The organism is Scandinavium tedordense, from assembly GCF_024764965.1.
GTDB classification, from domain to species: Bacteria; Pseudomonadota; Gammaproteobacteria; order Enterobacterales; family Enterobacteriaceae; genus Scandinavium; species Scandinavium tedordense.
Genome location: NZ_JALIGG010000048.1, coordinates 1 through 26053 on the forward strand (window position 1 = coordinate 1; position 26053 = coordinate 26053).

Annotated in this window: 30 protein-coding genes, 1 tRNA gene and 2 pseudogenes; 13 read left to right on the plus strand and 20 right to left on the minus strand. The window is 54.0% G+C overall.

Annotated elements, in window-relative coordinates:
* The 6 genes and pseudogenes from MUU46_RS23085 to ygfZ all read right to left on the minus strand — a co-directional run.
* Positions 1-116, minus strand: a pseudogene (locus tag MUU46_RS23085) (hypothetical protein); the annotation flags it as partial.
* Positions 117-581 (minus strand): fatty acid desaturase, encoded by a 465-nt coding sequence (locus MUU46_RS02710; protein ID WP_258964695.1) that lies wholly within the window; start codon positions 579-581, stop codon positions 117-119. It lies immediately after the preceding pseudogene.
* A gap of 18 nt (positions 582-599) precedes the next feature.
* Complete coding sequence (locus tag MUU46_RS02715; protein ID WP_258964696.1) at positions 600-914, minus strand: AzlD domain-containing protein; 315 nt, start codon at positions 912-914, stop codon at positions 600-602.
* Positions 915-1646: an AzlC family ABC transporter permease gene (locus MUU46_RS02720; RefSeq protein WP_374684982.1), complete on the minus strand. Its 732-nt coding sequence runs from the start codon at positions 1644-1646 to the stop codon at positions 915-917.
* A 210-nt stretch (positions 1647-1856) separates the two neighbouring features.
* Positions 1857-2681, minus strand: coding sequence for an AraC family transcriptional regulator (locus MUU46_RS02725; protein WP_258964697.1), 825 nt, complete (start codon positions 2679-2681; stop codon positions 1857-1859).
* A gap of 70 nt (positions 2682-2751) precedes the next feature.
* Positions 2752-3735: a tRNA-modifying protein YgfZ gene (gene ygfZ, locus MUU46_RS02730; RefSeq protein ID WP_258964698.1), complete on the minus strand. Its 984-nt coding sequence runs from the start codon at positions 3733-3735 to the stop codon at positions 2752-2754.
* Positions 3736-3981: 246 nt separating this feature from the next.
* Here ygfZ and sdhE point away from each other — a divergent pair, with 246 nt between their 5' ends.
* Both sdhE and MUU46_RS02740 read left to right on the plus strand, forming a co-directional pair.
* Positions 3982-4248 (plus strand): FAD assembly factor SdhE, encoded by a 267-nt coding sequence (gene sdhE, locus MUU46_RS02735; protein ID WP_110511985.1) that lies wholly within the window; start codon positions 3982-3984, stop codon positions 4246-4248.
* Entirely contained in the window at positions 4229-4639 is a 411-nt protein-coding gene (locus MUU46_RS02740) for a protein YgfX (RefSeq protein WP_159758479.1), read from the plus strand. Before sdhE ends, MUU46_RS02740 begins: the two co-directional genes overlap by 20 nt.
* 7 nt (positions 4640-4646) lie before the next feature.
* Here MUU46_RS02740 and fldB read toward each other — a convergent pair whose 3' ends face one another.
* Positions 4647-5168: a flavodoxin FldB gene (gene fldB / locus MUU46_RS02745; protein WP_159758477.1), complete on the minus strand. Its 522-nt coding sequence runs from the start codon at positions 5166-5168 to the stop codon at positions 4647-4649.
* A gap of 98 nt (positions 5169-5266) precedes the next feature.
* On the opposite strand from fldB, the gene xerD reads away from it, so the two are divergent.
* The 5 genes from xerD to lysS all read left to right on the plus strand — a co-directional run bounded on the left by xerD (position 5267) and on the right by lysS (position 11360).
* The gene (gene xerD, locus MUU46_RS02750; protein ID WP_258964699.1) at positions 5267-6163 is read left to right on the plus strand and encodes a site-specific tyrosine recombinase XerD; all 897 of its coding nucleotides are present in this window, start codon (positions 5267-5269) and stop codon (positions 6161-6163) included.
* A gap of 28 nt (positions 6164-6191) precedes the next feature.
* Positions 6192-6905, plus strand: coding sequence for a bifunctional protein-disulfide isomerase/oxidoreductase DsbC (dsbC, locus tag MUU46_RS02755; RefSeq protein ID WP_258964700.1), 714 nt, complete (start codon positions 6192-6194; stop codon positions 6903-6905).
* Between the two features lie 5 nt (positions 6906-6910).
* Positions 6911-8644 carry a single-stranded-DNA-specific exonuclease RecJ gene (recJ, locus tag MUU46_RS02760; protein WP_258964701.1) on the plus strand — a complete coding sequence of 578 codons (1734 nt, stop codon included), beginning with the start codon at positions 6911-6913 and terminating at the stop codon, positions 8642-8644.
* Between the two features lie 90 nt (positions 8645-8734).
* A protein-coding gene (gene prfB / locus MUU46_RS02765; protein WP_159758469.1) for a peptide chain release factor 2 occupies positions 8735-9833 on the plus strand; the annotation gives its coding sequence in 2 pieces (ribosomal slippage) (positions 8735-8809 and positions 8811-9833; 1098 coding nt in all).
* A 9-nt stretch (positions 9834-9842) separates the two neighbouring features.
* Positions 9843-11360, plus strand: a complete 1518-nt coding sequence (lysS, locus tag MUU46_RS02770; RefSeq protein ID WP_159758467.1) for a lysine--tRNA ligase — start codon at positions 9843-9845, stop codon at positions 11358-11360.
* Between the two features lie 86 nt (positions 11361-11446).
* Here lysS and idi read toward each other — a convergent pair whose 3' ends face one another.
* Complete coding sequence (idi, locus tag MUU46_RS02775; RefSeq protein ID WP_258964702.1) at positions 11447-11998, minus strand: isopentenyl-diphosphate Delta-isomerase; 552 nt, start codon at positions 11996-11998, stop codon at positions 11447-11449.
* Positions 11999-12214: 216 nt separating this feature from the next.
* Between idi and actS the strand changes: the two genes are divergently transcribed.
* The 3 genes from actS (at position 12215) to MUU46_RS22940 (ending at position 13471) form a co-directional block, all read left to right on the plus strand.
* Positions 12215-12952, plus strand: a complete 738-nt coding sequence (gene actS / locus MUU46_RS02780) for an amidase activator ActS (protein WP_159758463.1) — start codon at positions 12215-12217, stop codon at positions 12950-12952.
* A 93-nt stretch (positions 12953-13045) separates the two neighbouring features.
* Positions 13046-13119: transfer RNA gene (locus tag MUU46_RS02785), tRNA-Gly, on the plus strand.
* Between the two features lie 67 nt (positions 13120-13186).
* The gene (locus tag MUU46_RS22940) at positions 13187-13471 is read left to right on the plus strand and encodes an HNH endonuclease (RefSeq protein ID WP_374684983.1); all 285 of its coding nucleotides are present in this window, start codon (positions 13187-13189) and stop codon (positions 13469-13471) included.
* A gap of 57 nt (positions 13472-13528) precedes the next feature.
* Here MUU46_RS22940 and MUU46_RS02790 read toward each other — a convergent pair whose 3' ends face one another.
* From MUU46_RS02790 to MUU46_RS02815, 6 genes are all read right to left on the minus strand, one after another.
* Complete coding sequence (locus tag MUU46_RS02790; RefSeq protein ID WP_258964703.1) at positions 13529-13960, minus strand: Shiga toxin A subunit; 432 nt, start codon at positions 13958-13960, stop codon at positions 13529-13531.
* Positions 13957-14325, minus strand: coding sequence for a tlde1 domain-containing protein (locus MUU46_RS02795; RefSeq protein ID WP_159758441.1), 369 nt, complete (start codon positions 14323-14325; stop codon positions 13957-13959). The genes MUU46_RS02790 and MUU46_RS02795 overlap by 4 nt, the downstream gene beginning before the upstream one ends.
* An 11-nt stretch (positions 14326-14336) precedes the next feature.
* Positions 14337-14828 (minus strand): type VI secretion system tube protein TssD, encoded by a 492-nt coding sequence (gene tssD, locus MUU46_RS02800; RefSeq protein WP_258964704.1) that lies wholly within the window; start codon positions 14826-14828, stop codon positions 14337-14339.
* A 348-nt stretch (positions 14829-15176) separates the two neighbouring features.
* Entirely contained in the window at positions 15177-16247 is a 1071-nt protein-coding gene (locus MUU46_RS02805; RefSeq protein WP_159758437.1) for an ABC transporter ATP-binding protein, read from the minus strand.
* Positions 16240-18009, minus strand: a complete 1770-nt coding sequence (locus MUU46_RS02810; RefSeq protein ID WP_159758435.1) for an ABC transporter permease — start codon at positions 18007-18009, stop codon at positions 16240-16242. Before MUU46_RS02810 ends, MUU46_RS02805 begins: the two co-directional genes overlap by 8 nt.
* Before the next feature lie 98 nt (positions 18010-18107).
* Positions 18108-19196: an ABC transporter substrate-binding protein gene (locus MUU46_RS02815; protein ID WP_258964705.1), complete on the minus strand. Its 1089-nt coding sequence runs from the start codon at positions 19194-19196 to the stop codon at positions 18108-18110.
* 345 nt (positions 19197-19541) lie between these two features.
* On the opposite strand from MUU46_RS02815, the gene MUU46_RS02820 reads away from it, so the two are divergent.
* Complete coding sequence (locus tag MUU46_RS02820) at positions 19542-20171, plus strand: transporter (RefSeq protein ID WP_258964706.1); 630 nt, start codon at positions 19542-19544, stop codon at positions 20169-20171.
* A 119-nt stretch (positions 20172-20290) separates the two neighbouring features.
* Positions 20291-20380, plus strand: a pseudogene (locus MUU46_RS02825) (LysE family translocator); the annotation flags it as partial.
* Here MUU46_RS02825 and MUU46_RS02830 read toward each other — a convergent pair.
* Genes MUU46_RS02830 through MUU46_RS02845 form a run of 4 tightly spaced genes read right to left on the minus strand, consistent with a single transcriptional unit; the run spans position 20367 to position 23429 of the window.
* Positions 20367-20996 carry a DUF1109 domain-containing protein gene (locus MUU46_RS02830; protein ID WP_258964707.1) on the minus strand — a complete coding sequence of 210 codons (630 nt, stop codon included), beginning with the start codon at positions 20994-20996 and terminating at the stop codon, positions 20367-20369. The pseudogene MUU46_RS02825 and the gene MUU46_RS02830 sit on opposite strands and share 14 nt — an antisense overlap.
* Positions 20983-21552 (minus strand): RNA polymerase sigma factor, encoded by a 570-nt coding sequence (locus MUU46_RS02835; protein WP_258964708.1) that lies wholly within the window; start codon positions 21550-21552, stop codon positions 20983-20985. Before MUU46_RS02835 ends, MUU46_RS02830 begins: the two co-directional genes overlap by 14 nt.
* 54 nt (positions 21553-21606) lie before the next feature.
* Positions 21607-22830 (minus strand): protein-disulfide reductase DsbD family protein, encoded by a 1224-nt coding sequence (locus MUU46_RS02840; protein ID WP_258964709.1) that lies wholly within the window; start codon positions 22828-22830, stop codon positions 21607-21609.
* 35 nt (positions 22831-22865) lie between these two features.
* Positions 22866-23429 (minus strand): peroxiredoxin, encoded by a 564-nt coding sequence (locus MUU46_RS02845; RefSeq protein ID WP_258964710.1) that lies wholly within the window; start codon positions 23427-23429, stop codon positions 22866-22868.
* A 157-nt stretch (positions 23430-23586) separates the two neighbouring features.
* Between MUU46_RS02845 and MUU46_RS02850 the strand changes: the two genes are divergently transcribed.
* Positions 23587-23724: a hypothetical protein gene (locus MUU46_RS02850; protein WP_258964711.1), complete on the plus strand. Its 138-nt coding sequence runs from the start codon at positions 23587-23589 to the stop codon at positions 23722-23724.
* Between the two features lie 28 nt (positions 23725-23752).
* On the opposite strand, the gene MUU46_RS02855 is transcribed toward MUU46_RS02850, so the two are convergent.
* Together MUU46_RS02855 and MUU46_RS02860 are read right to left on the minus strand one after the other, a co-directional pair.
* A complete protein-coding gene (locus MUU46_RS02855) occupies positions 23753-24631 on the minus strand; it encodes an aldo/keto reductase family oxidoreductase (RefSeq protein ID WP_258964712.1) in 879 nt (292 codons plus the stop codon).
* A 108-nt stretch (positions 24632-24739) separates the two neighbouring features.
* Entirely contained in the window at positions 24740-25969 is a 1230-nt protein-coding gene (locus MUU46_RS02860; RefSeq protein ID WP_258964713.1) for an amino acid permease, read from the minus strand.
* Positions 25970-26053: the final 84 nt, after the last annotated feature.

Here is a 26053-nt window from a genome sequence, read left to right on the forward strand (position 1 = left end):
GGCTTTGTTGTAATTGCGCCAGTTAGTGACTTTAAACTTCTGTTTTGCCATGGGACGACCCGTGTTGCCGGATGATGCGTGATCTGATCCTTTAACTCAGCAAAAGTTCGATTTATTCAACAAAGCCCATCAAAGGTTGAGAATTCGCGGCCGTGATGCTCATAAACATGAAACTGACGATAAGACTCATATGGCTGCACAATAAAAAGTGTGGAAAGTGTCTCGCACAGAACCTTATTCACCTTCTGCGATTTATAAAGATGCCCGTGCACGCCATGATGAATAATGGTTGCTACGATATAACGCGCCCCGGATGTCGAAAAAAGTGCGCCCAGCAGCCAGCACAAAACCTGTAAGGCAACATTCTCAATCCTCATCACCGATAAGGTGGTTAGCGTGACACCAATCACCACCCAACTCAGCGCCCACATCACCCTCTCTGTCGAACTGCTCTGCCACAATGCTTTTCGCTCAGGCAATTCTTTTCCCGTTAGCCACGTCCACACTCCCTGCAAAGGCAATACTTCGTACGATCGCCTTATATCCGTTGACGGGTGATATCCTTTTACTGGACGGCGCATAATTGCTCCTGTTATGGCTCACTGTACAAAATGGTTTATGAGATAAAACACCGCCAGACTTAATAAAACGGCGGTAACAATATTTCGAACGAATAACGAAATAATCACGCTGAAAATAGCCCCCAGAAAATAGGGGTTGAGCGGGAATGCCCTCACTACACCGTGATCCATCAAAATGATTGGGCCACAAATAGCTGTCAGTAAACACGGCGCAGAATATTTTAAGGCTTTATTAATAATTTCCGGTATTTTCAATGGCACATTTGGTTCAAGAAATACGTAGCGATTGAAAAAGACAATGGACGCCAGGGTCAGAATCATGATCCAGCTCATTTATTGCTCCTTGGCGATAGCGGATATAATGACCGCAAAGAACATGCCGCACAGGCCAGCCACCACGATGGCCCCTTCAAACTGGTAGTAACTCAGCAGCATCGACAGCACTAATGAGATAGCCACGCCCCCCAGCGTACTGATTTTCTTGACCATCGGGACCACGATGGTAATAAAGGTAGCCACAATGGAATAATCCAAATGATATTTGTCGAGGTCTGGCACCGACGATGCCATGACAATGCCCATAAAGCTGAATATATTCCACGAAAAATAAAATGTTAGCCCGGCGCCTATCATATATCCCGGTGTTAATTCCGTGCGTTTGTCTTTCGTTTCGCTCAGAGCAAATAATTCGTCGGTTAATAAAAAACCGATCGGCAGACGTGATTTTGCTTTCAGGCAGGAAACAAATTCCCGCAGGGTCAGACCATAAATAAAGTGCTGAGAGGTAATGAAAAATACCGACACGATAATGGTTAACACGCTGGCACCGGTCATGGTCAGTCCAAGCGTGACCAGTTGCGCGGCTCCGGCGAAGATAATCGCCGACATACCAATGCTTTGCCAGAACGACAGTCCTGCCTGAATTGCCATCGAACCCGCGAGGATCCCCCAAGGGATAACTGACACACACAGCGGTAGCATTTCTATCGCGCCACGCATGAACGATGAACGGGGTGAACTGCGCAGCTCATTATACGCGCTGGATTCAGCGATGGCTTTTCTCATGGGACACGTCAACTGGCTTTACGGAACATACCGTTAACGCTATACGAGCAGCGGAACAGTGTATTGAACGTTATTGCTTATAGCCGTCATACTTCAAGCCGCATCTTTGTTGGCTGCGTTCGCTCACCCGAATCACTTACTAATGTAAGCTCATCGCGATGAACGACCTGGCCGCCTCAATGCAACTCGAATTATTTTGGCTATACAAGGTCAAGCCTTGATGAATTCGCCCGGTGTCAGGCCGATGGAGTTTTTAAAATGGCGGTGGAAATGGCTCTGATCGGTGAAGCCGCAGATGATAGACGTATCGAGAATGGTTAATCCCTGACGCAGTAGGGTGCGAGCTTTACGCAGACGGGCTTGTACCAGGTAGGCGTGCGGGGTCATGCCGGTGATCACTTTAAATTGTCTGAGGAAATGCCAGTGGCTAAGCCCCGCGAGTTCTGCCAGACGGGTCAGCGTATGGTCCTCTTCCGGGCAGCTATCCATGAAATCTTTCGCGCGTAGAATGCGTTGAGTCGCCGCCGGAAGTTCAAGCGGTGCTTTACGCGTTCGGCTATAGCGCACGCTGAGAAGCGTCAGGGAAGAGAGCAGCAGAGTCTCTTTCAGCAGATTATTGCCTTCTTTATTGAGCATGCTAAAGGTCAGCAGGAGCTGCTCTGAAAGGCCTGGATCGTGAATAACCGCGTCAGGGAACCAAGGGATGAAATCCTTGCCGTCCGGCACCTGGCGGAGAATGTTATTCAGCATATCCGGGTGCGGATAAATAGCGCGATACGCCCAGCCGTGCTCGAGCTCAGAGCTGCCGGTATGCACATCGTCGGCGTTAACGATAATGATGTCTCCGCGCGGCGCCACGTGCTCGGCTCCGGAACGGTAAAAGCGCTGCGCGCCCTGATCGATAACGCCGATGCAAAAAGTGTCATGCACATGCCGTGCAAAGCGCTGCTTGTAATAGCGAGCTTGCAGCATATCGATGCCACCCAGCGCGTCGATGCGGTGGAAGTGAGTTTGCTCTTTGTTATTCAATGGCATCGCACTCCTCCGCATCTGTTTTGTATAAAATTGCTGTCGTCAGGCCAAATTAAACCCGACGACAGATACGTCAGGCTTCTTCGAGTGAGTACGGTAACGGTTCAATGTGGAGCAAACCCGCATCATTACGCACGCGGAACACGCTGTCAGGCTCCATGTCGTTATTCATCACTACCTGAACACGCACGCTCCCATCATCGAGCTGAACGGCCGCCAGCACGGTGCCTGTCCGACGCCAGTTTTCACCCATCTGCAACTCAAGGTCTTCACCGGCTTCCGGCACACGGCTGGCGCTTCCTGCCAGAGACCACAGTGCACGCTTGTTAGCGCCGCGGAATTTCGCCCGGGCCACCATTTCCTGACCGGTATAGCAGCCTTTCTTAAAGCTGATGCCGCCAAGCGCCTGAATATTTGTGGCCTGCGGAATAAACTGCGCGCTGTTTACCGTGTCGATAACCGGCAGGCCGGCTTCAATATTCAGCGCCAGCCATTGCTGGCTGTTGTTCAGCGCGGCTTCGCCACGCAGTGCGTCGGTCACGCGGTGTGCCGTTTCTTCACTGACAACCAGCAGGAAACGTTCGGCAGGGTATTCCAGCCACAGCAGGGTGCTGTCACCGTCGCGAACGGTGTGGTTTTCGTTATCTGGAAGGGTAGCAAAGATATTCGCCAGCGCCGCGCGCGCCTGGAAACCAGCCACACCGAGCAGCACACGGCTGTCGTCAGCGGCAATGCTCACTTTCGAGAACACGGCGTATTTCTTTAGTTCGGTGAGCTGTGCATCGCGCAGGTTGCGGCGTTCAATCCAGGCGAAGCCTTCCGGTTCGCGGAACAGACGCAGATTACTCCACATCTTGCCTTTCGGATCACAATGCGCCACCAGCAAATGCTGATGTTCGGTCAATTGTGCGACATCTGCCGTCACCTGACCCTGCAAATAACTTTCGCCGTCTTTACCGCTAAGGGTCGCCAGTGCCCAGTCATCGAGGGTCATCAGCGTTAACGGTAAACGTGCAGAAGAAGAGGGCTGGCGTGGAGGAAAAGGAGTAAAAGCCATAGTCATGTCCTGAATAGCTTAACGCAGTGTTAATGACTAATGGTAAAAGAGCTATTGCGCATTGCAAGCGCTTTCCGAAGTCCATTTGTGCCATTATTCTGTTTTACGAAGCAGCGTGGAAAATAATGAAATACCTTGCATTCTGTAAGGTATTTCACTGAAACAACGCCGCAATTACCAATATTGCTGTAATGTAAGTGAATAAAACGCGTTAAACTACTTGTATCGATATTCAGGAAGGACAACATGGACATCAACAATAAGGCCCGAATCCACTGGGCGTGCCGTCGGGGAATGCGCGAGCTCGATATTTCCATCATGCCGTTTTTTGAGTATGAGTACGACACACTGAGCGACGGCGATAAAGCGCTGTTTATTCGTCTTCTGGAATGCGACGACCCGGATTTGTTCAACTGGCTAATGAATCATGGCAAGCCAGCGGATGCGGAAATGCAACGGATGGTGCAACTTATTCAAACACGGAATCGGGAACGTGGTCCTGTGGCAATCTGATTTACGCGTCTCATGGCGCGCGCAATGGGTCTCTTTATTACTCCACGGCCTGGTGGCGGCTTTTATTTTGCTGATGCCCTGGCCACTGAGCTATACGCCGTTATGGCTGCTGTTACTGTCGCTGGTGGTATTCGACTGCGTGCGCAGCCAGCGGCGGATTAACGGCACTCAGGGAGAGATAAAACTGCTGATAGATTCTCGTCTACGCTGGCAAAACCAGGAGTGGGACCTGTTGGGTACACCCTGGGTGCTGAATAGCGGCATGATGCTGCGTCTGCGGCGGGTCGATGGACGCAAGAAAGTACACCTGTGGCTGGCGGCAGATAGCATGGATACGGGAGAGTGGCGGGATTTGCGCCGGACTATTTTGCAACAGCCAGCGCAACAGTAGCGACAAATCAGGAGAACTGTTCGGCCATCTCGCCGAGGATCTGTTCGCACCAGGTCTGCAGGCGCTCGTCGCTCAGGTCGTACTGGTTTGTTTCATCCAGCGCAAGGCCGACGAACAGTTGGCCGTCCGCAATGACCGGTTTCGGGCTGGTGAACTCATATCCTTCTGTCGGCCAGTAGCCGATGAACTTCACCGCTTTGCTGATAAGCTTGTCGTGCAACATGCCTAACGCATCGAGGAACCATTCGCCGTAACCTAGCTGGTCGCCCATGCCATACATCGCGACAATTTTACCGTCCAGATTCAGGTTATCCAACTGTTCCCAGACGGCTTCCCAGTCTTCCTGAATCTCACCAAAATCCCAGGTCGGAATGCCGAGGATCAGAACGTCGTACTGCTCCATCAGTGAAGGAGAATCATCCTTCAGATTGTGCAACGTCACCAGCTCTGCGCCGATAATGTCGCGGATCTTCTCCGCTGCCATTTCGGTATAACAGGTACTGGAACCGTAAAAGAGGCCAATTTTCATCGCGAAAACTCTCAGTGCTTGCTATGACTTTGCGCTAGTGTATCAGAAAGGCGTCGCCTTAAGGCATAATGAGCCGGACTGCACCCACAGGAGGCTACGTGGAAAAGGATCTCGCGCAAATCGAACAGTTTCTCGATGCGCTTTGGCTTGAGAAAAACCTCGCTGAGAATACCCTTAGCGCCTATCGTCGTGATTTAACGATGGTTGTAGAATGGATGCACAAACACAGCCTGACGAGTGAAACGGTGCAACGTTCGGACTTGCAGGCTTTGCTGGCTGAGCGGGTCGAAGGCGGTTACAAAGCCACAAGCTCGGCCCGTCTGTTAAGCGCAATGCGTCGCTTCTTTCAGCATCTGTATCGGGAAAAGCTGCGTCCGGACGATCCCAGCGCGCAGCTGGCATCCCCGAAGCTCCCGCAGCGTTTGCCCAAAGATCTGAGCGAACCCCAGGTCGATCGCCTGCTGCAGGCGCCGCTGGTGGATGTCCCGCTGGAATTGCGCGATAAAGCAATGCTGGAAGTGCTTTATGCCACCGGACTTCGCGTTACCGAGCTGGTCGGGCTGACGATGAGTGATATCAGCCTGCGTCAGGGTGTGGTGCGGGTTATCGGTAAAGGCAATAAAGAACGACTGGTTCCGCTTGGCGAAGAGGCGGTTTACTGGCTGGAATATTACCTTGAGCACGGTCGCCCGTGGCTACTCAACGGTGTGTCTATCGACGTGCTGTTTCCCAGCCAACGCGCCCAGCAGATGACGCGCCAGACATTCTGGCACCGGATCAAACATTATGCGGTGCTGGCGGGTATCGACAGCGCAAAACTGTCACCTCACGTGTTGCGCCATGCGTTTGCTACGCATCTGCTCAATCACGGCGCGGATTTGCGCGTGGTACAGATGCTGCTCGGTCACAGCGATCTCTCGACGACACAGATTTACACGCACGTCGCCACGGAGCGGCTGCGGCAACTTCATCAACAGCATCACCCACGTGCGTGAGCTGCAAACGAAAGAGACAGGTATGGTTATGAAAAAAGGTTTAGCGATGTTCTCCCTGCTGGCGGTGGCACTGTGCGGTACTGCTCACGCTGACGATGCGGCCGTTCAGCAGTCACTGGCAAAGCTTGGCGTACAGAGTACGGATATTCAGTCTTCCCCGGTTGCTGGCATGAAAACCGTGCTGACAAACAGCGGTGTGCTGTACGTGACTGAAGACGGTAAGCATATTATCCAGGGCCCGATGTACGACGTCAGCGGTGCGCAACCGGTGAACGTCACCAACCAGCTGCTGATGGGCAAACTCAATGCGTTGGATAAAGAGATGATTGTCTACAAAGCGGCGCAGGAAAAACACGTGATTACCGTGTTCACCGACATCACCTGCGGCTATTGCCACAAGCTGCATGAAGAGATGAAAGACTACAACGCGCTGGGGATCACCGTGCGGTATCTGGCCTTCCCGCGTCAGGGCGTGCAGAGTCCGGCGGAGCAGGACATGAAATCCATCTGGTGTGCGAAAGATCGCAATAAAGCGTTTGATGATGCGATGAGCGGTAAAGGTGTCCAGGCGGCGAGCTGCGATATTAATATCGCGAACCACTACGCGCTCGGCGTGCAATTTGGCGTGAATGGCACCCCAGCAATCGTACTAAACGACGGCTACGTGGTGCCGGGCTATCAAGGGCCGAAAGAAATGAAAGCCTTCCTCGACGAGCATAAAAAACAGACCAGCGGTAAATAATCGGCGTGAAACAGCAGATACAACTTCGTCGCCGGGAAGTGGACAGCTCGGCGCAGTTGCCGGCCGATCTTCCGCCTTTGCTTCAGCGGCTGTATGCCAGCCGTGGGGTTTTGAGTGCGACCGATCTCGAGCGTAGCGTCAAAGGCATGCTGCCGTGGCAGCAGCTCTCTGGCGTTGATAAAGCCGTTGAGATGCTCTACGACGCGTTTCGCGAAGGGTTGCGGATTGTCGTGGTCGGTGATTTTGACGCCGATGGCGCAACCAGCACTGCGCTTAGCGTATTGGGCCTGCGCCAACTGGGCTGCAGTAATGTCAGCTATCTGGTGCCGAACCGTTTTGAAGACGGCTATGGCTTAAGCCCGGAAGTGGTGGATCAGGCTCATGCCCGCGGCGCGCAGATGATAATGACCGTCGATAACGGTATTTCTTCGCACTCCGGCGTTGACCGAGCGCATGCGCTCGGTATTCCCGTGCTGGTTACCGATCATCACCTGCCTGGCGATACGCTGCCTGCGGCAGAGGCCATCATTAACCCGAATCTGCGTGATTGTGATTTCCCGTCGAAATCGCTGGCCGGTGTTGGTGTCGCGTTTTATTTGATGCTGGCGCTGCGCACGCATTTACGCGATCGCGGCTGGTTTGAGGCGCAGGGCATTGCCGCGCCTAACCTTGCAGAACTGCTGGATTTGGTTGCGCTTGGCACCGTCGCGGATGTGGTGCCGCTCGATGCTAACAACCGAATTTTGACGTGGCAGGGGCTGAGTCGTATCCGTGCAGGAAAGTGCCGTCCGGGCATTAAAGCCCTGCTGGAAGTCTCTAATCGCGACGCGCAAAAACTGGCGGCCAGCGATCTCGGTTTTGCGCTCGGCCCGCGCCTGAATGCGGCGGGGCGGCTGGACGATATGTCCGTCGGCGTTGCGCTGTTGCTCAGTGACAATATCGGCGAGGCGCGTCAGCTGGCTAATGAACTGGATGCGCTGAACCAGACGCGAAAAGAAATCGAGCAGGGGATGCAGGCGGAAGCGCTGACGCTGTGCGAGAAACTTGAGCGCAGCAGCGAAGCGCTGCCCGGTGGTCTCGCCATGTACCATCCGGAATGGCATCAGGGCGTGGTTGGCATTCTGGCTTCACGTATCAAAGAGCGTTTCCACCGCCCGGTGATTGCCTTTGCGCCTGCGGGTGACGGCACGCTGAAAGGCTCCGGACGCTCGATTCAGGGTCTGCATATGCGCGATGCCCTGGAGCGCCTGGATTCGCTGTATCCTGGCATGATGATCAAGTTCGGCGGCCACGCGATGGCGGCAGGTTTGTCGCTGGAAGAGGCGCGATTTGACGAGTTTCAGCAGCGTTTTGGCGCACTGGTAACCGAATGGTTAGACCCGGCGCTGTTACAGGGCGAAGTGGTGTCCGATGGTCCATTGGCGGCGGCGGATATGACCATGGAAATCGCACAGATGCTGCGTGATGCGGGCCCGTGGGGGCAGATGTTCCCGGAACCGTTGTTCGATGGACGTTTTCGTCTGCTTCAACAGCGGCTGGTGGGCGAGCGTCACCTGAAGGTGATGGTCGAACCGGTCGGCGGTGGCCCACTGCTCGACGGCATTGCGTTTAACGTGGATACCGCCTGCTGGCCGGACAACGGCGTGCGCGAAGTGGAACTGGCCTACAAGCTGGATATCAACGAGTTTCGCGGTAACCGCAGCCTGCAACTGATCATCGACAATATCTGGCCAATTTAGCGTCAGTATTTCCTATAAAAAAGAGCGGGGATCCGTTAAAATCCCGCTCTTATCACCGCATTTTTACAAGCCCAGAAAAGATAATCGACCATGTTTGAAATTAATCCGGTAAAAAATCGCATTCAAGACCTCACAGAGCGTTCAGACGTTCTTCGGGGGTATCTTTGACTATGATGCCAAGAAAGAGCGTCTGGAAGAAGTAAACGCCGAGCTGGAACAGCCGGATGTGTGGAACGAACCCGATCGCGCACAGGCGCTGGGTAAAGAGCGTTCTTCACTGGAAGCCATTGTTGAAACCCTGGACCAGATGTCTCAGGGTCTGGAAGACGTTTCCGGCCTGCTGGAATTGGCTGTTGAAGCCGATGACGAAGAAACCTTCAATGAAGCCGTCGCCGAGCTCGACGTGCTGGAGGACAAGCTGGCGCAGCTGGAATTCCGCCGTATGTTCTCTGGTGAATACGACAAAGCAGATTGCTATATCGATATTCAGGCGGGTTCTGGCGGCACCGAAGCGCAGGACTGGGCCAGCATGCTGATGCGTATGTATCTGCGTTGGGCAGAAGCGCGCGGCTTCAAAACAGAAATCATCGAAGAATCTGAAGGCGAAGTGGCGGGTATCAAATCTGTCACCATCCGTATTCAGGGCGAATATGCCTTTGGCTGGTTACGTACCGAAACTGGCGTACATCGCCTGGTGCGTAAGAGCCCGTTTGACTCCGGTGGCCGTCGTCATACCTCGTTCAGTTCCGCGTTCGTCTACCCAGAAGTGGATGACGATATCGATATCGAAATCAATCCAGCCGATCTGCGTATCGACGTATACCGTGCCTCCGGTGCTGGTGGTCAGCACGTTAACCGTACAGAATCTGCGGTGCGTATTACCCACCTTCCAACCAATACCGTCACGCAGTGCCAGAACGACCGTTCGCAGCATAAGAACAAAGATCAGGCCATGAAGCAGATGAAAGCTAAGCTGTACGAGCTGGAAATGCAGAAGAAAAATGCTGAGAAGCAGGCGGCGGAAGATAACAAATCGGACATCGGCTGGGGCAGCCAGATTCGTTCATACGTACTGGACGATTCCCGTATCAAGGACCTGCGTACCGGGGTTGAAACCCGCAATACCCAGGCGGTACTGGACGGCAGCCTCGACCAATTTATCGAAGCAAGTTTGAAAGCAGGGTTATGAGGAACCAATATGTCTGAACAACAAGCACAGGGCGCTGACGAAGTCGTCGATCTTAATAACGAACTGAAATCTCGTCGTGAGAAGCTGGTTGCGCTGCGTGAGCAGGGCATCGCTTTCCCGAACGATTTCCGTCGCGATCATACCTCCGACCAGCTGCACGCCGAATTCGGCAGCAAAGAAAATGAAGAGCTGGAAGCGCTGAACGTTGAAGTCACCGTTGCTGGCCGTATGATGACCCGTCGTATCATGGGTAAAGCGTCCTTCGTGACGCTGCAGGACGTTGGCGGCCGTATCCAGCTGTACGTTGCCCGTGACTCTCTGCCGGAAGGCGTATACAACGACCAGTTCAAGAAATGGGACCTGGGCGATATCCTCGGTGCGAAAGGTAAGCTGTTCAAAACCAAGACCGGTGAGCTGTCCATTCATTGCACCGAACTGCGTATGCTGACCAAAGCCCTGCGCCCGCTGCCGGATAAATTCCACGGCCTGCAGGATCAGGAAGCACGCTACCGTCAGCGTTATCTGGACCTCATCGCTAACGATACGTCCCGCAACACCTTTAAAGTCCGTTCCCAGATTATGGCGGGTATCCGTCAGTTCATGGTTGGCCGTGGCTTTATGGAAGTTGAAACCCCAATGATGCAGGTGATCCCGGGTGGCGCATCCGCGCGTCCGTTCATCACCCATCACAATGCTCTCGACCTCGACATGTATCTGCGTATTGCGCCGGAACTGTACCTGAAGCGCCTGGTGGTTGGTGGCTTCGAACGCGTGTTCGAAATCAACCGTAACTTCCGAAATGAAGGCGTCTCCGTTCGTCATAACCCAGAGTTCACCATGATGGAACTCTATATGGCGTATGCAGATTACAAAGACCTGATCGAGCTGACCGAATCTCTGTTCCGTACTCTGGCGCAGGATATTCTCGGCAAAACTGAAGTGCCTTATGGCGATCAGACCTTCGACTTTGGTAAGCCGTTCGTGAAGCTGACCATGCGTGAAGCCATCAAAAAATACCGTCCAGAAACCAACATGGCTGATCTGGATAACTTCGACGCGGTGAAAGCTATTGCGGCTGAAATCGGTATTAAAGTTGAGAAGAGCTGGGGTCTGGGCCGTACCGTGACTGAGATCTTCGAAGAAGTGGCGGAAGCGCACCTGATTCAGCCGACCTTCATTACTGAATACCCGGCAGAAGTGTCTCCGCTGGCGCGTCGTAACGATGACAACCCGGAAATTACCGATCGCTTTGAATTCTTCATCGGTGGCCGTGAAATCGGCAACGGCTTTAGCGAGCTGAACGATGCAGAAGACCAGGCGCAGCGTTTCCAGGACCAGGTCGATGCGAAAGCCGCCGGTGACGACGAAGCGATGTTCTTCGATGAAGACTACGTTACCGCTCTGGAACACGGTCTGCCGCCAACGGCGGGTCTGGGTATTGGTATCGACCGTATGGTTATGCTGTTCACCAACAGCCATACCATCCGTGACGTGATCCTGTTCCCGGCAATGCGTCCGACGAAATAAGTCGAACATAACCGGAGACGTTATGCTCTCCGGTGTAAAAGAGCCCGATTTGCTTGAGCAATCGGGCTTTTTTTATGCCTTGCGTGTTACACGGCGTGGGCAAACTGGAACAGTGCATCCCGGGCCGGGGGGTGGGTAAATTGCAGTTCCATCCACGGGCTAAACAGGAACGGAGCGGCCTCGATAGCCTGGCGTAAATCTTTCAGATTCAGCCAGCGATACTCCATCACTTCATCTCTGTTGAGCATTATCTCGTTAGTCACCTGAGCGGCAAACACCGGGCAGACTTCATTCTCAACGATGCCGGAACTGTCAATTTCCCGGTAGCGGAACGCCGGGTAGACGGGTGTGATGTTCTTTACTTCGGCGCCCACTTCATATTGGCAACGTCGAATAAGCGCTTCTTCTGAAGTTTCATTGAGTTGGGGATGTCCGCAGACTGAACTCGTCCAGACGCCTGGCCAGGCTTTTTTACCGAGCGCACGCCGGGTTAACAGCAGTTCACCTTTAGCGTTGAACAACCAGCAGGAAAAGGCCAGATGCAGCGGCGTGGCGGTATTATGGGCGGCATACTTCTCCTGGGTGCCGATAGCGGCTCCTTGCTCATCGAGTAAAATGACGTGCTCTTGCCTGCTCATCGCTTCTCCGGACACAATATCTCAGCCATATAACCGGGCTTTATTATACGACAATCTTTATCAGGCTGAATGCCCAAGGCGTGAGAGGGGATGGGTTTTGGATGTGATGCGCCATTTTTGCCAAAGAGTCGTTCATCAAAAAGCATGCTAAACATTGGCATACGGGCTATGACTGGTATCATATGCCATCCGTTTTTCCGACACCGAGGACTCACTTTGAGAGCAGGACGCCTGATGAAACACCCATTACGCCTTTTTCTGTGCCTGTTTATCGGGCTGATTCTGGCTGGCTGTTCCGGCAGTAAATCAGGCTCTGATGGCAGCTACAGCGGCTCCGTGTACACCGTAAAACGCGGCGATACGCTTTCAAAAATCTCTCGCATGACTGGCACCAGCGTCAGCAGCCTCGCCCGCATGAACGGCATTTCGCCGCCGTATACCATCGAAGTGGGACAGCGCCTGAAAGTGAGCGGCAGCTCGGGATCGAAAAAATCATCCAGCGGTCGGACGGCAAAAGTCACACCATCTTCCGCTGTGCCGCAGTCTTCGTGGCCGCCGGTAGGACAACGCTGCTGGCGCTGGCCGACCAGCGGCAAAGTGGTGTTGCGGTATTCCACCGCCGATGGCGGCAACAAAGGGATTGATATCGCGGGTTCGCGCGGCCAGCCGATCTACGCTTCCGGCGCGGGTAAAGTGGTGTACGTCGGGAATCAGCTGCGCGGATACGGCAATCTGATCATGATTAAGCACAATGATGATTACATCACCGCGTATGCGCATAACGATAAAATGATGGTTAATAACGGGCAGTCAGTGAAGATCGGCCAGCAGATTGCCACCATGGGCAAAAGCGATGCCGATTCCGTGAAGCTGCATTTCCAGATTCGCTACCGCGCCACCGCTATCGATCCGCTGCGTTATTTGCCGCCGCAGGGCAGCAAGCCGAAATGCTAAGCGGTTATATTATCGCCACTTAATCGCAGAAAGGCTTGTCAGTGAAGGCGTTAGGTCTATAATGCCTTCACCCCTTTTACGGGCGCTTCTTTTGCGGGTGTAGTTCAATGGTAGAACGGTAGCTTCCCAAGCTGCATACGAGGGTTCGATTCCCTTCACCCGCTCCAATTTCACTTCTTATATTAACGCCTCCAAAAGTCTACAAATCCAGTATCTGTGAGCCCTGTCGCATAATTGCGCTTATTTTGTTATCTGGCGAGGTCTACCGGAATTCAACACGATGTTGATTTCTATAAACCTGGTGAATATAAAAATTTTATTTATCAATCACTTAAAAAATATTCTGCGAAATGTGTTTACGGTGGGCGTTCTCGACGAGATGGCGTGAAGCTACATGTTGATCATATTAAACCCCGTCGCAAATACCCGCAGCTGGCACTTGAGTTTTCTAATTTTCAGGTATTGTGTGAAAACTGCAATCCTGGAAAATCGAATACTGATGAGCCGGTTTGGCAGTAGGGGATAGTGAAACACGTCCCAGTGACTGGAGGCGTGTTTTTGGGAGGGGATTTATTATCAAAACTCGCGCGAGACAGTCAAATAACCATTGTGGCGGACTGAGCATTCATCATCGTTCAGCAGTGCAGAGGCGATGAAAATATCCTGCATCCCTTCTGTGCTGGTGTACGTGTAACGCGCTGTCAGATTCATAACATGACCATTATGATAAATTCCGTAATAGTCGCTCTGCGATAATCCGTTACCGGTTGCGCTATCAGTCTTCGCCAACTGCCGTGCAAACACGTCAGAAACAGGCGTAATGCTCAATACTTCCACCGTGGTTTTCCCACGCGCAATGGTAGAGGGGGCAATAATTAAATCCTTTGTGAAGGCAGAGAAAAGCCCCTGTTCAATGAAGCGCCCAGGCGTTGCGCACTCGCTACCGGGTTCGGCGGCGAATACCAATACAGATGTAAATGCCAGGGATAGCAGAACCGCGCGAATCACCTCACCACCTCCAATTCAGACCCTGTGTCGTTTTTCACTAACAGACGCGTAGAAGGACTCATGATAATGCAACCTTCTGATGCGAATCCTGCAACGCCTACACGCTTATCGCCATGCATACGGAACGTTTTCATATCACGTTCATACGCATTGCCGCTGATGTGTTTTAACGTAATGGTAAGCGGGCCTTTGCTGGTGCCGGAGTGCCCGATTTTCCATATGCCGCGCGGGATTGGTCCCATTCCGCGAACGTTTTCACGGTCCGGGTTATTTTTATTCGTCAGCGAACCGGAATAGCCTGTTTCAATTAACTTGCCATCGCGATAAAGCTCACCGGTACTTTGCTTATATAACCATTTAGCCATGTGTGATCTCCTTATGCGGTTATACGCTCTTTCCAGCTGTCAGCGTGCTGTATGTTACCGTCTACATAATTCCAGGTGATTTTTTCATAACGCAGGCCAACGTGTTCTATGTGTCCGTATTTTTCAAAATCAGGATCTTTTGTATCAAACATCACCGGTACGACGTGGCAAATCTTCACGTTCTCTAGCTGTACGTTGAAATACTCTTGTTCGTGGCCGTTATCATTAATTCTGTAAAACCTGAACTCAGCATTCTTTAAGGTTCGGCCCGTGGTTAATGCGCGATATAAGAGCGGGGATGATGCATCAATCTCTTTTTCGAAGGTGTACGCCTCATGCTGGCGGGTTCCGGTAGTCCCACCGGTCCAATCGTCATTGGGGATAAATACATCATGCTGCAACCCTACCAGTTCTATACTTCCCTCTCTACCTGTAACGTCTACTCCGCCTTTTAGTAATTTTCCGCCTTCCTCGTAAAGCCATAGATAAACCGGGATAGCCATTATAAAACTCCATTTTTTTGAATTATCTAAATAAACATACCCCGTTCATTAATAATTATTTGTAATCATTGATGTTCATTGATTAACAGAAATACACGCAATATATTCATTAATAACAATTATTGAGGCAGTGATTGTAATCTCCGCTACATAATGGCCACACCACGCAATTTAAGCCCCGTTCGGATTAACCGCGACCAGCTCGACAAAATCCACCAGATTCAGGAAGAAGAATGCCAGTAAGCGGGAGACAGGTGGCGCTTCCCTGACTTGACCGGCAGCAAATGTGAGTTAAGTCGTGGGGGATAAGCGAAGCGAATCCCCACTGACTGGCGTGCCTTTTTAGCGTCAGGCCTTCGGGAAGATCCAAACGTGTTTTTCCGGCAGCACCAGATGACAATTCTTCGGGTCGAGCACCTCGTTACCGTAAGCCCGAATAACAAAATCATCGCCCGCCGTGCGGAACAGATATTCCCAACGATCGCCCAGATACATGCTGGTCAACAGCGGTAACTCAAGCTGATTGTCACCCGGGCCATCAACGATTGCCACGCGTTCCACACGGATAACGGCGGTACCTTCTTGCCCAATTTGTACCCCTTCACCAGCCAGGCCCCACAGCGCCCATCCGCGGCCTTCGATCCGCGCTTTGCCGTCGCGCATTTCCGTGACTTTGCCATTCAGGCGGTTATTGCTGCCCATGAACTCAGCGGTAAACAGCGTTTTCGGCGAGCCGTACATCTCCTGCGGCGTGCCCTGTTGTTCAATCTTTCCGTTATTGAGCAGCAGGATCCTATCGGAAATCGCCATCGCCTCATTCTGATCGTGCGTCACCATCAGCGCGGATAACCCGAGTTTGATGATCAGCTCGCGCAGGAACACGCGGGCCTCTTCGCGCAGTTTGGCATCCAGGTTTGAAAGCGGTTCATCCAGCAGGATCACCGGCGGGTTGTAGACCAGCGCCCGACCAATTGCCACGCGCTGCTGTTGTCCTCCGGAAAGCTGATGCGGATGGCGTTTACCCAGATGCCCCAGCCCGAGCTGGTCCAGCACGTCCTGCACCCGCTGGGTCATTTCTTTAGCGGGCACTTTGCGCAGCTTCAACGGATAGGCCACATTTTCAAACACGGTTTTGTGCGGCCAAAGGGCGTATGACTGAAACACCAGCCCAAGATTGCGCTCTTCCGCCGGAACTTCGCTGCGCGGTGTGCCGTCGTACACTTTGTTGCTACCGATGGTGATAGAGCCTTGAGTGGGTTTTTCCAGCCCGGCAACCGCGCGCAGTAATGTGGTTTTACCGCTGCCGGAGGGACCGAGCAGGGAAACCACTTCACCGCGTTTCAGGTTCATGGCCACGCCTTTTAATACCGGATTGTCGCCGTAGGTTAAATGCAGGTTCTCGACCGATAATTCAATCATGTAATTTGACTCCAAAACGAAGGGCAATGCCCAGGCCTACGACTACCAGTAGAATGTTGATAAACGACAGCGCCGCCACGATATCAATCGCGCCCGCCGCCCACAGGGAAACCAGCATCGAGCCGATGGTTTCGGTGCCCGGCGACAGCAGATACACCCCGGTTGAATATTCACGCTCAAAAATCAGGAACATCAGCAGCCACGAGCCAATCAGGCCATAACGGGCGAGCGGAATAGTGACGTGGCGGGTAATTTGTCCGCGCGTGGCCCCGGCGCTGCGGGCGGCTTCTTCCAGTTCTGGGCCTACCTGCAACAGCGTAGAGGAAATCAACCGCAGCCCATACGCCATCCACACCACGGTGTACGCCAGCCAGACGCTGAAAATGGTGCTGCGCAGCGATCGCAGCCAGACAATCAGGTTATCGCGCAGCCACTGCGACCACGGCATCCCTGAAAGCCAGCCGGATTTGAGCGCGTTATCGAGCCACATCGGCAGAAACAGGAACATCCACAGGAACGCCAGCCCGGCGAGCAGGCCGGGAACCGCCCGCGGAACCAGCACGCTGTAATCGAGGAAGCGGGTGGTGTTGTCCGGTTTTCGGTGCATAGCGATGCCGACAAACAGATAACAGCCCACCGCCAGCGCGCCGCCAAAGACGCCAATCGCCATCGAGTTGACGATGGCCCGCAGCAGATTCGGCTGCGCCCAGATGGTGCGGAAAGTGTCGAGCGAAAGCTCATTCCAGATGGACACGCCAACGCCCCAATTGGAGATAAAGGCACGCAGGATAACGCCCAACAGCGGCACGCCAATGGTCACCGTCAGCCAGAAAGCCACGACGGCACCGGCAACCCAGCGCCATTTGCCCAATGGCAACGCGCGCGCTTGCGAGGCTTTCCCTTTCACGGTCACAAAACGGTTGGCGGTGCGCATCAATCGGCGCTGCAACATCACCAGCGGAATAGTGATGCAAATAAGCACCACGGCGACCGCCGCCATCAGATGATAGGACGGCGTACCGAGTTTGTTGGTGAGCTGGTACAGATAGGTCGCCAGCACCATATTGCCTTCCGGATCGCCCAGTACCAGCATCAGCCCGAACACTTCCAGCCCGAGGAAAAACAGCAGCACGATGGCATACAGAATCGACGGTCTCACCATCGGCAAGCTCACGGAGGTCATCACCTGCAACGGCGATGCCCCGGCGATACGCGCGGCTTCTTCCACATCGGAACCGACGCTGCGCAGTGCCGAGGAGATGTACAAATAGGCGTGCGGCACGTGCGTCAGACCGGCGATCACCACGATGCTCGACATGTCGTAGATGTTCCACGGCACGAAGCCAATCAGCGATTGCGCCCACAGCGAGAAGAAGCCCACCGGACCTGCGGCCACCACGTAGCCAAAGCCCAGCACCATTGGCGAAACAAAGATAGGTACGAGGATCAGCGGCTCGATCAGGCGTCTGCCAGGTAAATCGGTGCGCACCATCAGGAACGCCAGCACCCCGCCGAGCGGTATCGCGATAATCACCAGGCCGAACGCCAGAATAAAGCCACTCTTGAGGGCCTTGTAGAAATCAGGATCGGTGAAAATAAAGCCAAAGGATTCAAGGCTCCACTCCTTCGACGGCGAGAAGAATGGAGCGGAAAGGAAACTTTGTATCACGATGAACGACAGCGGGGTGTAGATAACCAGCGCGGTTATCAACACCACAATGCCACGCGGCAGGCTTTGCCACTTTCTGCGTAATGCATTCATACGACGTCCCTTAGATGTCGGATGGTGCTCACGCTTATCCGACCTACGAATTGCTGTTGTAGGGGAATAGGCGAAACGCCATTCCCCATTTTATGCCACTATTTTGCGGCAGCGGTGCGCCACTGTTTGATGTAATCCAGACGTTTTTTAGGCTGCAGGTATTCCAGCAAAGATTCATCAACCGGGATTGGTTTCAGCGCGTTGCCCAACATTTTGGTCATGCCGTCGATGTCGTTTTTCCCTTCGATATCGTTGCGGATAGACGGAATGTCGGCCTGATTCGCCAGAATGCTCTGCCCTTTTTCAGACAGCACATAGTCCAGCCACAGCCTGGCGGCATTGCTGTTTTGCGCCTGCTGGCTGATGAAGGAGACGCGCGACAGCACCAGGGTGTAATCTTTCGGATAGGAAATCCCCAGTGAGGGATCCGTTTTGGCACGTGCTTCTGCGTAGGAACCCAGGATATTGAAACCGACCAGGTTTTCGCCCGAGGAGACTCTTTCCATCATCGTGCCGGTCGAGGACTGTACGGCGAGGCCGCCTTTGGCTACGTTAGCCAGGGTTTTGAAATAATTAGGATCGGCTTTGGAATCCTGTACCGAGAGCATAAAGCCGAGGCCAGATTTCTCGATATCGTAGGTAGTGACTTTGCCTTTGAATTTGTCGGTCTGGCTGGCGATGAGCTTTGCCAGCGCCGCGTGAGAATCCGGGACTTCGTTGGCCGGGATCAGCCGTTTGTTATAGATAAAGACCACTGGCTCGTAGGTCGTGCCGTAGGCTTTATTTTTCCACACCGCCCATTTCGGCAGCTGGCTCTGTTCAGGTGAGGTGTACTCCTGGGCGTAATCGGTGGCGAGCTTGAGCGCCGTATCCATCGATGAGCTCCAGACCACGTCGCCACTGCCGCCGCCTGCGGCCTGTTCGCTGATAAAACGGTTGTACAGTTCGGTACTGTTCATATCGTTATATTCAACTTTAATGCCCGGATAGGTCGCTTCAAAACCTTTAATCAGTGGCCCGGCGGCTTTGGTGTCAGTGGTGGAGTAGATAACCACTTTGCCTTCTTTAGTCGCGGCATCGACAACGTGCTGATAGTCAGCCGGATAGCCCTGCGGCAGGGCTGAGAACGCGGAGGATGAAATGAAAACTGCGGCAGAGATCAGAGAAATACGGAATGTGTTCGACATTGTAGTTAACCTTTTAGTTACATTTGAGGAACTAAAAGTCAACATAGCCTATTGCGTTCAGTAGGCAATAGGGGGAGGGACTCTCTCTGCCTGAAGTGTGATTTCTGGCATTTTTAAAGCAATAAACACCATTAAAACCACGAAAAGAGCGTGAGCCTTAGCTTGTTTCCGCGTGGCTACTGGGCCAAAACGCAGGCGTAGCCGTGCACTGACCCTGCCTCGCAAATAGACTGCGAGACCACTTATAAACTCGAATATTAGAAAAGGGTAGGAATAACACGGTAAGCCAATCTGCTTGTCTCTGAAAGTTGTAACATCGCGTTAGATACACTTAATGGGATTGTTATGCCTTTAGTACGCACCATGATTTACATTCTTCTTGCTGCCGTTTTGGCAAGTGCTGTGTTGTTCGGTTTGTGGCTCGATGTGCATGTTCTGCAAGATAAACTCGGCGAGATATCCGTAACCGAAACACTTCAAGCAGGAATGCTTGCGATGATAATAGTCATTCACTTCAAGTTGGTTAATGACTCCGCATTCATGCGTAACTGTAATCTCCTGATCGGTGGTTTTTTCCTTGCGATGCTGATTCGTGAACTCGATGGTTTATTCGATCTCATCTCTCACGGTAGCTGGGTATGGTTTGCTTTATTCTCCTCCATCATTGTGATTGCTTACACAGCAAGACAACATCGCAGGACATTGGCTGAACTTTCACGCTATCCGCTTACGCCTTACTACGGAATGATGATTTCCGGGTTGTTATGTATTTTAGTCTTTTCAAGATTGTTCGGTATGCACTCGCTATGGGAATCAGTGCTCGGAGATGAGTATCTTCGGGTCGTGAAAAACATGGTTGAAGAAGGCGCTGAGTCGTTCGGTTATACGTTGTGCCTGACCTCAAGCATCGCTTATTACTTCTACCAGCTGAGATCAGAGCGTAGTTTGAACGAGCAACCACCAACGGTCTCATAGAAAACAGGGGATATTGCGCCCCCTGTTGTCATTTCTTTAAGCGATACGCCCGCGAACCACTAACAGTTTTTAACCCGCACATGATGCGCGTAGCGAATCTGCGAACGCAGAATGAGAAAGAAAAACAGGCGGTGGTGAAATGGATGGATCGCGCAACCGGCGCCGCGTTCCTGCTGTTCGCGGCGCGTTTAGCCCTCAGTAAGCGCTAACCCAACGCCAGCCGAGCGCCACCGTTGCCCCAACGATAGTGACGATTGCCGCGAGATGCATCAGGAAATCTTCCGGGTGCAGATGCACCGGATGGCAGAACGTCAGCAGCGTGAGCGCCATTGCCGCCACGCCGGTGCCGGAAAGCGCCAGGCTGCGCAGCGGGGTTAGCGTGCGGGTCCTGCGCAAATAGCCAATCACCAGCGCCACCATCGGCACGCTGACCGTAACCATAAACGTGTAGCAGTGGGTGTCATGCAGGCTGCTGGCCGACAACGGCGGGTGGCCGATATTTACCAGCACCGACCCCAGCCAAACCGTAGCCAGCGCCAGTAGCCAGCGCATATTCAGCGGCCGGCGGCCGGCAATGCTGAGCGTGAATGCGGCATTGATCGCCAGCAACCCCATGGTAAACGCCAGTCCCAGCTGCGCCATCGCCCACGCAGCGCCCGGCTGCGACCAGTCGGTGGCGGTGCGCTGAAGCAGCAGGCTCGCGAGGGCGCCCGCAGGCAGGGCCAGCAGTACCCAACTCGCCACGCGCCAGTGTACCGGCAGAGCGCGTTTCACGGGGGCCGCGCTACGGCTGAGCTTTTCGATTAATGCCTCATGACTGTCCATGATGGGCTCCATAACGACGAAGATTGTTCAACGCCCGGTGTAGCAGCGATTTGACCGCGCCGACCGTCAGATTATTGGCCTGAGCAGCTTCGGCGAGGCTCATTTCCTGCAAATGCACATCTTCCACCAGCTGCCGTTGGCGAGCGGGTAGCTGGTTTAAAAAGCCGTCCAGTTCCTCGCCGACGTCCAGCATTTCAGCTTTCAGGGCCAGCGCGTTGTCGGGCACGTTCAGCGTCGTCTCATCCTCAACCACTTCCCTCCGGTCGCGACGTCCGCGACGGCGCAGGGCATCAATGGCGCGGGCCTGAGAAATCGCCATCAGCCACGGCAGAAAAGGGCTGGCGGGATCGTAGGTATGACGGATCCGGTGCAGGGTGAGCAGCACGTCCTGTATCACGTCTTCGGTCAGCACCTCGTCGTCCACCTGTTTGCGGACTATCGCGCGGATAACCGGCACCAGCGTCTGCAACAGCTGCGTATACGCCTGCCGGTCACCTGCCTGGGCGCGCGCCATAAACGCGGGCCACGCGTCGCGCGGGACTTCCACCTTACCCATATTCCGCCTTGCTGCTTGGCGCCGGAACGGCCTGGCGCGCCGCTGCTGCGGAGATCACGCCTTTTTCCCGGCCGCCTGATTAAGGGCGTTGACCACAATGCTCGGGGTCAACACCTGAGGCAACACTTTCGGTGCGCCGCCGTCGGCAGGGTACACCACGTACATCGGCAATCCACCCTGACCGAACTGGCTGAGTGCGTCATCGACATCAGCATTAAATTTAGTCGAATCTGCCACCATATACAGCGTGCCGGTGCGCGCCAGCGCCTCTTTCACCGCCTGAGTCAACAGCGAGGTTTTGTCGTTCACCTGACAGGTGATGCACCACGACGCGGTAAAGTTAACAAAAATGGCTTTACCGTGCCCGCGCTGATCGGCCACGGTTTGCGGCGTCCATTTGATTGGCGCGGTACTGACGGTGGTTTCGGCCGTTTCAATCGGCTTCATCACACTCGGGAGGGGTAGCAGAATCGCAACCAGCAGCGCGGCGGTGACGGCGTACATCACCCGATAACCGCGTCCGGCGAGATGCCGACGCTGGGCAATCCCGTACAGCCAGGCGGCGAAACTCAGCGCCACCGAACCCGCCAGCAGAGTACCGAGCGCCGTGGTACCAGCCTGTTGCGCCAACACCCACACCAGCCATGCAAACGCCCCCAGCATCGGGAACGCTAACGCATGTTTGAGGGTGTTCATCCACGCCCCAGGGCGCGGCAGGCGTTTGGCCAGCGCCGGGAACAGTGAAATCAGCGTAAACGGCGCGGCAAACCCCAGTGCCAGCGCAAAGAATATCGCGAGGGAAATGACCGGAGGCTGAACCAGCGCGTAGCCAATAGCGCTCGCCATGAAGGGGGCCGAGCACGGCGTGGCGACAATGATCGCCAGTGCGCCGGTCAGTGCCGAGCGAACAAACGCGCCGCGTCCGAGGGATATTTCCCCCGCGCGCTGGAGCGATAAGCCCACTTCAAACACGCCGAGCAGATTGAGCGCCGCGCCGAGAATAACCAGCGCCAGCAGGGAAATTACCAGCGGCGACTGAAGCTGAAAGCCCCAGCCAACCGCCGCGCCACCGGCCCGCGCCGCCAGTAATATTCCGGCCAGCGCCATCATGGTGACAATGACCCCGAGCAGGAAACCGAGGCCCTCGCGGCGGGCGCTGGAAAGATCGCCGTCATGGCGGATCAGGCCAAACGCCTTTAGCGAAATCACCGGAAATACGCACGGCATAAAGTTGAGAATAATGCCGCCTAAAAAGGCGGCGAACAGGGCGGTTAGCATAGCGCGTCTCTATTCGTTTTCAGGAGAGCCAGCGCTCAGGAGTGCGACTGGGCGTACTGTTTTACCGCATCCATGGTTTTCTGGATGTGGGCATCCGGGTTGCGGTCGGTGTAGCTCATTAGGATTTTTCCGTCCGGTGCAATGACAAACGAGGTGCGGTCAGACAGCGTTTTACCACCCATCTGCATTTGCGTCTGGTACTCAGCGGCGACTTTCGCGCCCGGATCGGCGGCGACCGCAAATTTGTTACGGCATTCCAGCTGGGAGAATTTGCCCACCTGATCGACGTTCCCGGCGGTAACGCCAATTACCGTCGCGCCCAGCTTTTTAAAATCATCGGTAGCTTCAGCGAAATCATGGGCTTCCAGCGTACAGCCTTTGGTGAATGCCGCCGGGAAGAAGTAGAGCACCACCGGGCCTTTTTGCAGCGCCTGCTGCAGTGAGAAGGTCAGCGGTTTACCCGCCAGCGCACCTTGCAGCTGGAAAGTGGGCGCCTGGGCACCTGCCGGTAGAGCGGCGTCAGCGTTGAACGCCATCAGCGAAAGGCCAAAGGCCGCGGCGGCGGTCAGCAGAGATAAGCGATGTTTCACAGCAATCATGGTCAGCTCCAGTCACGTAGGGAAAAGGTCTTCTCCTACAGTTCGCCGGAGGTGATGAAAAAGTTACGCTGGCGTAAAAAAATTATTTCAGTTCGGCTTTAACGCACTCGTTTCCCCGGCGGCAAGATGTTGCCAGAGCGGCAACCAGCTTTTGGCGGTGTTGACGTCGACCCGTGTGATTGGGCTGCGCAAAGGGGATGAAAAGACGCGGCAGATAATTGACAGTGCCGTCAGCCAGTTAAAGCAGGACGGCACTATCAGCACGCTGGAAAAACAGTTTCTCAGCGCGTTATAACGGCAGAGATTGCACGGGCGCTTAAGTCTTAGTGCTGCGCCGCCTGTGGCAGGTTATTCAGCACGTCCAGCGCCTCTGGCGGCAGCGTGAGCGCGGCGGCGGCAAGGTTCTCATTCAGGTGACCGAGTGAGGACGTGCCTGGGATCAACAGGATATTCGGCGAACGTTGTAGCAGCCAGGCCAGCGCGACCTGCATTGGCGTGGCATCAAGGCTGGCCGCAATGTCGTTGATTTCCTGAGATTGCAGTGGCGAGAAACCACCGAGCGGGAAGAACGGTACGTAGGCAATGTTCTTCGCCGCAAGGGTGTCGATCAGCGCGTCATCGTGACGATTTGCCACGTTATAGAAGTTCTGCACGCAGGCAATGTCGGTCATTTTCATGCCGTCTTCGACCTGTTTTGCGGTGACGTTGCTCAGACCGATGTGACGAATCAGACCACGGTCTTTCAGTTTGATCAGCGTTTCCAGCGGTTCTGCCAGCGAACCTTCTGCCGGGCCATGCACGCTAATCATGCTGCGAAGATTGACCACGTCCAGCACATCCAGACCGAGATTTCGCAAGTTGTCTTCGACGGCCTGAGTCAGCTCCGGCGCAGACAGCGCAGGCAGCCAGTTCCCTTGTTCATCACGACGGGCGCTGACTTTGGTCACGATGGTCAATTCTTGCGGATACGGATGCAGCGCTTTTTTGATCAGCTGATTGGTAACGTGCGGGCCGTAGAAATCGGAGGTATCAATATGGTTCACGCCTGCGTCGAGCGCGGCCTGTAGGACTTTTACCGCCATCTCAGGATCTTTCGGCGGGCCAAACACGCCCGGACCGGCGAGCTGCATCGCACCGTAACCCAAACGCCAAATTTCGCGATTGCCAAGAGTAAAGCTGCCGGACTGTTTAACGCTGGACATAATGGTTTCCTCATGATGGCTTTAGCGGGTAAGTGTAAACCGATTGCCTGAGGAATGCGGGTAAGAAAGTTTAACGGAATGTGCGGCAGTCGCCTGCCGCATCAGAGATTAGCTGAAGAACATCACCGAGACGCAGAGTAAACCGACAACCAGGGTGATAAAGCTGCCGACCGAGCGATACGGCTTGAGGGCCGGGATACGATAGGTGGAGAGCGTTGGCATGATGAATAGGATCATCGCAATCAGTGGGCCGCTGATGGCATAAATCATCGAAATGGCGTTCGGGTTGATGCAGCACACCACGAAGGTCAGAGTAGATACCAGCAGAATCGACGTTGCGCGGTTGAAGGCGCGGCTTTTACGAATGCCCGCCTGATTCAGCGTCGCCTGCACGATTTCACTCGCCCCTTCAATGACGCCAAAATAGGTGCCGAGGAACGATTTCGACATCGCAACGATAGCCACAATAATGCCGGATACCGCCAGCCAATGCGGTGCCGCAGGCATCATCGCCAGCGCGGAAAGGATTGTCACACCTTCGTTTTTGGCGTTGGTGATGTAACCTTCCGGAATCGCCAGCAGGCAGCTGATAACGAAAAACAGCACGCTCAGGCAGATGATGAGATAGGCAACCCGCATAATTTTTTTGCATTTATCCATAGCCTCATCGCCGAACTTTTCGCGTCTGTCGATGGCGAAAGTCGAGATAATTGGCGTATGGCTAAAAGCGAAAACCATCACGGGGATTGAGATCCACACCTGGTGAAGCGTGTGCGGGGTGAACGTTAGCTGGCCGCTGAACATCGCCGGTTGCCAGGATCCGGTCAGATACAGCGACAGGAACAGGAAGTAGCCAATCAGCGGGAACACCAGGAAGCCCATCACTTTTAGCGTCGCGTGGCGGCCCATCAGAAAAATCAGGTTCAGCACCAGCACCACCGCAAGACTCACCAGCATCCGCACCCCAAGCGTCACCGTTATATGCTGAGCCAGCTGTTCGGTGAGGGAGTTGGTAATGGCGACTGCGTAAATCAGCACCACCACGAAGAAGGCGATGAAATACAGAGCGGTGATCAGATTGCCGATTTTCTTGCCGTAATAGTGGTTCACCGCACCGGTGATCCCGACGTTGGCAGGCAAGTTAGCGGAGAGAATAAAGCGACACAGCGCGCGGTGCGGCCAGTAGGTTAATGGCCAGGCGACCAAGGCCGTAATCATGAGCACCATCGCCCCAGCGGAGCCTAACTGAATCGGTAGAAACAAGGTGCCCGCACCCACAGCAGTACCATATAACGCGAAACTCCACAGCGTTTCGTCTTTTGACCATAGTTTTGACATTTTTTGAATATTTAAACCGGATAACTAAAAAACAGCGGCGAGTTTACCTTATTTCAACCAGGGCGGGGGAGGGAGAATGAGGGG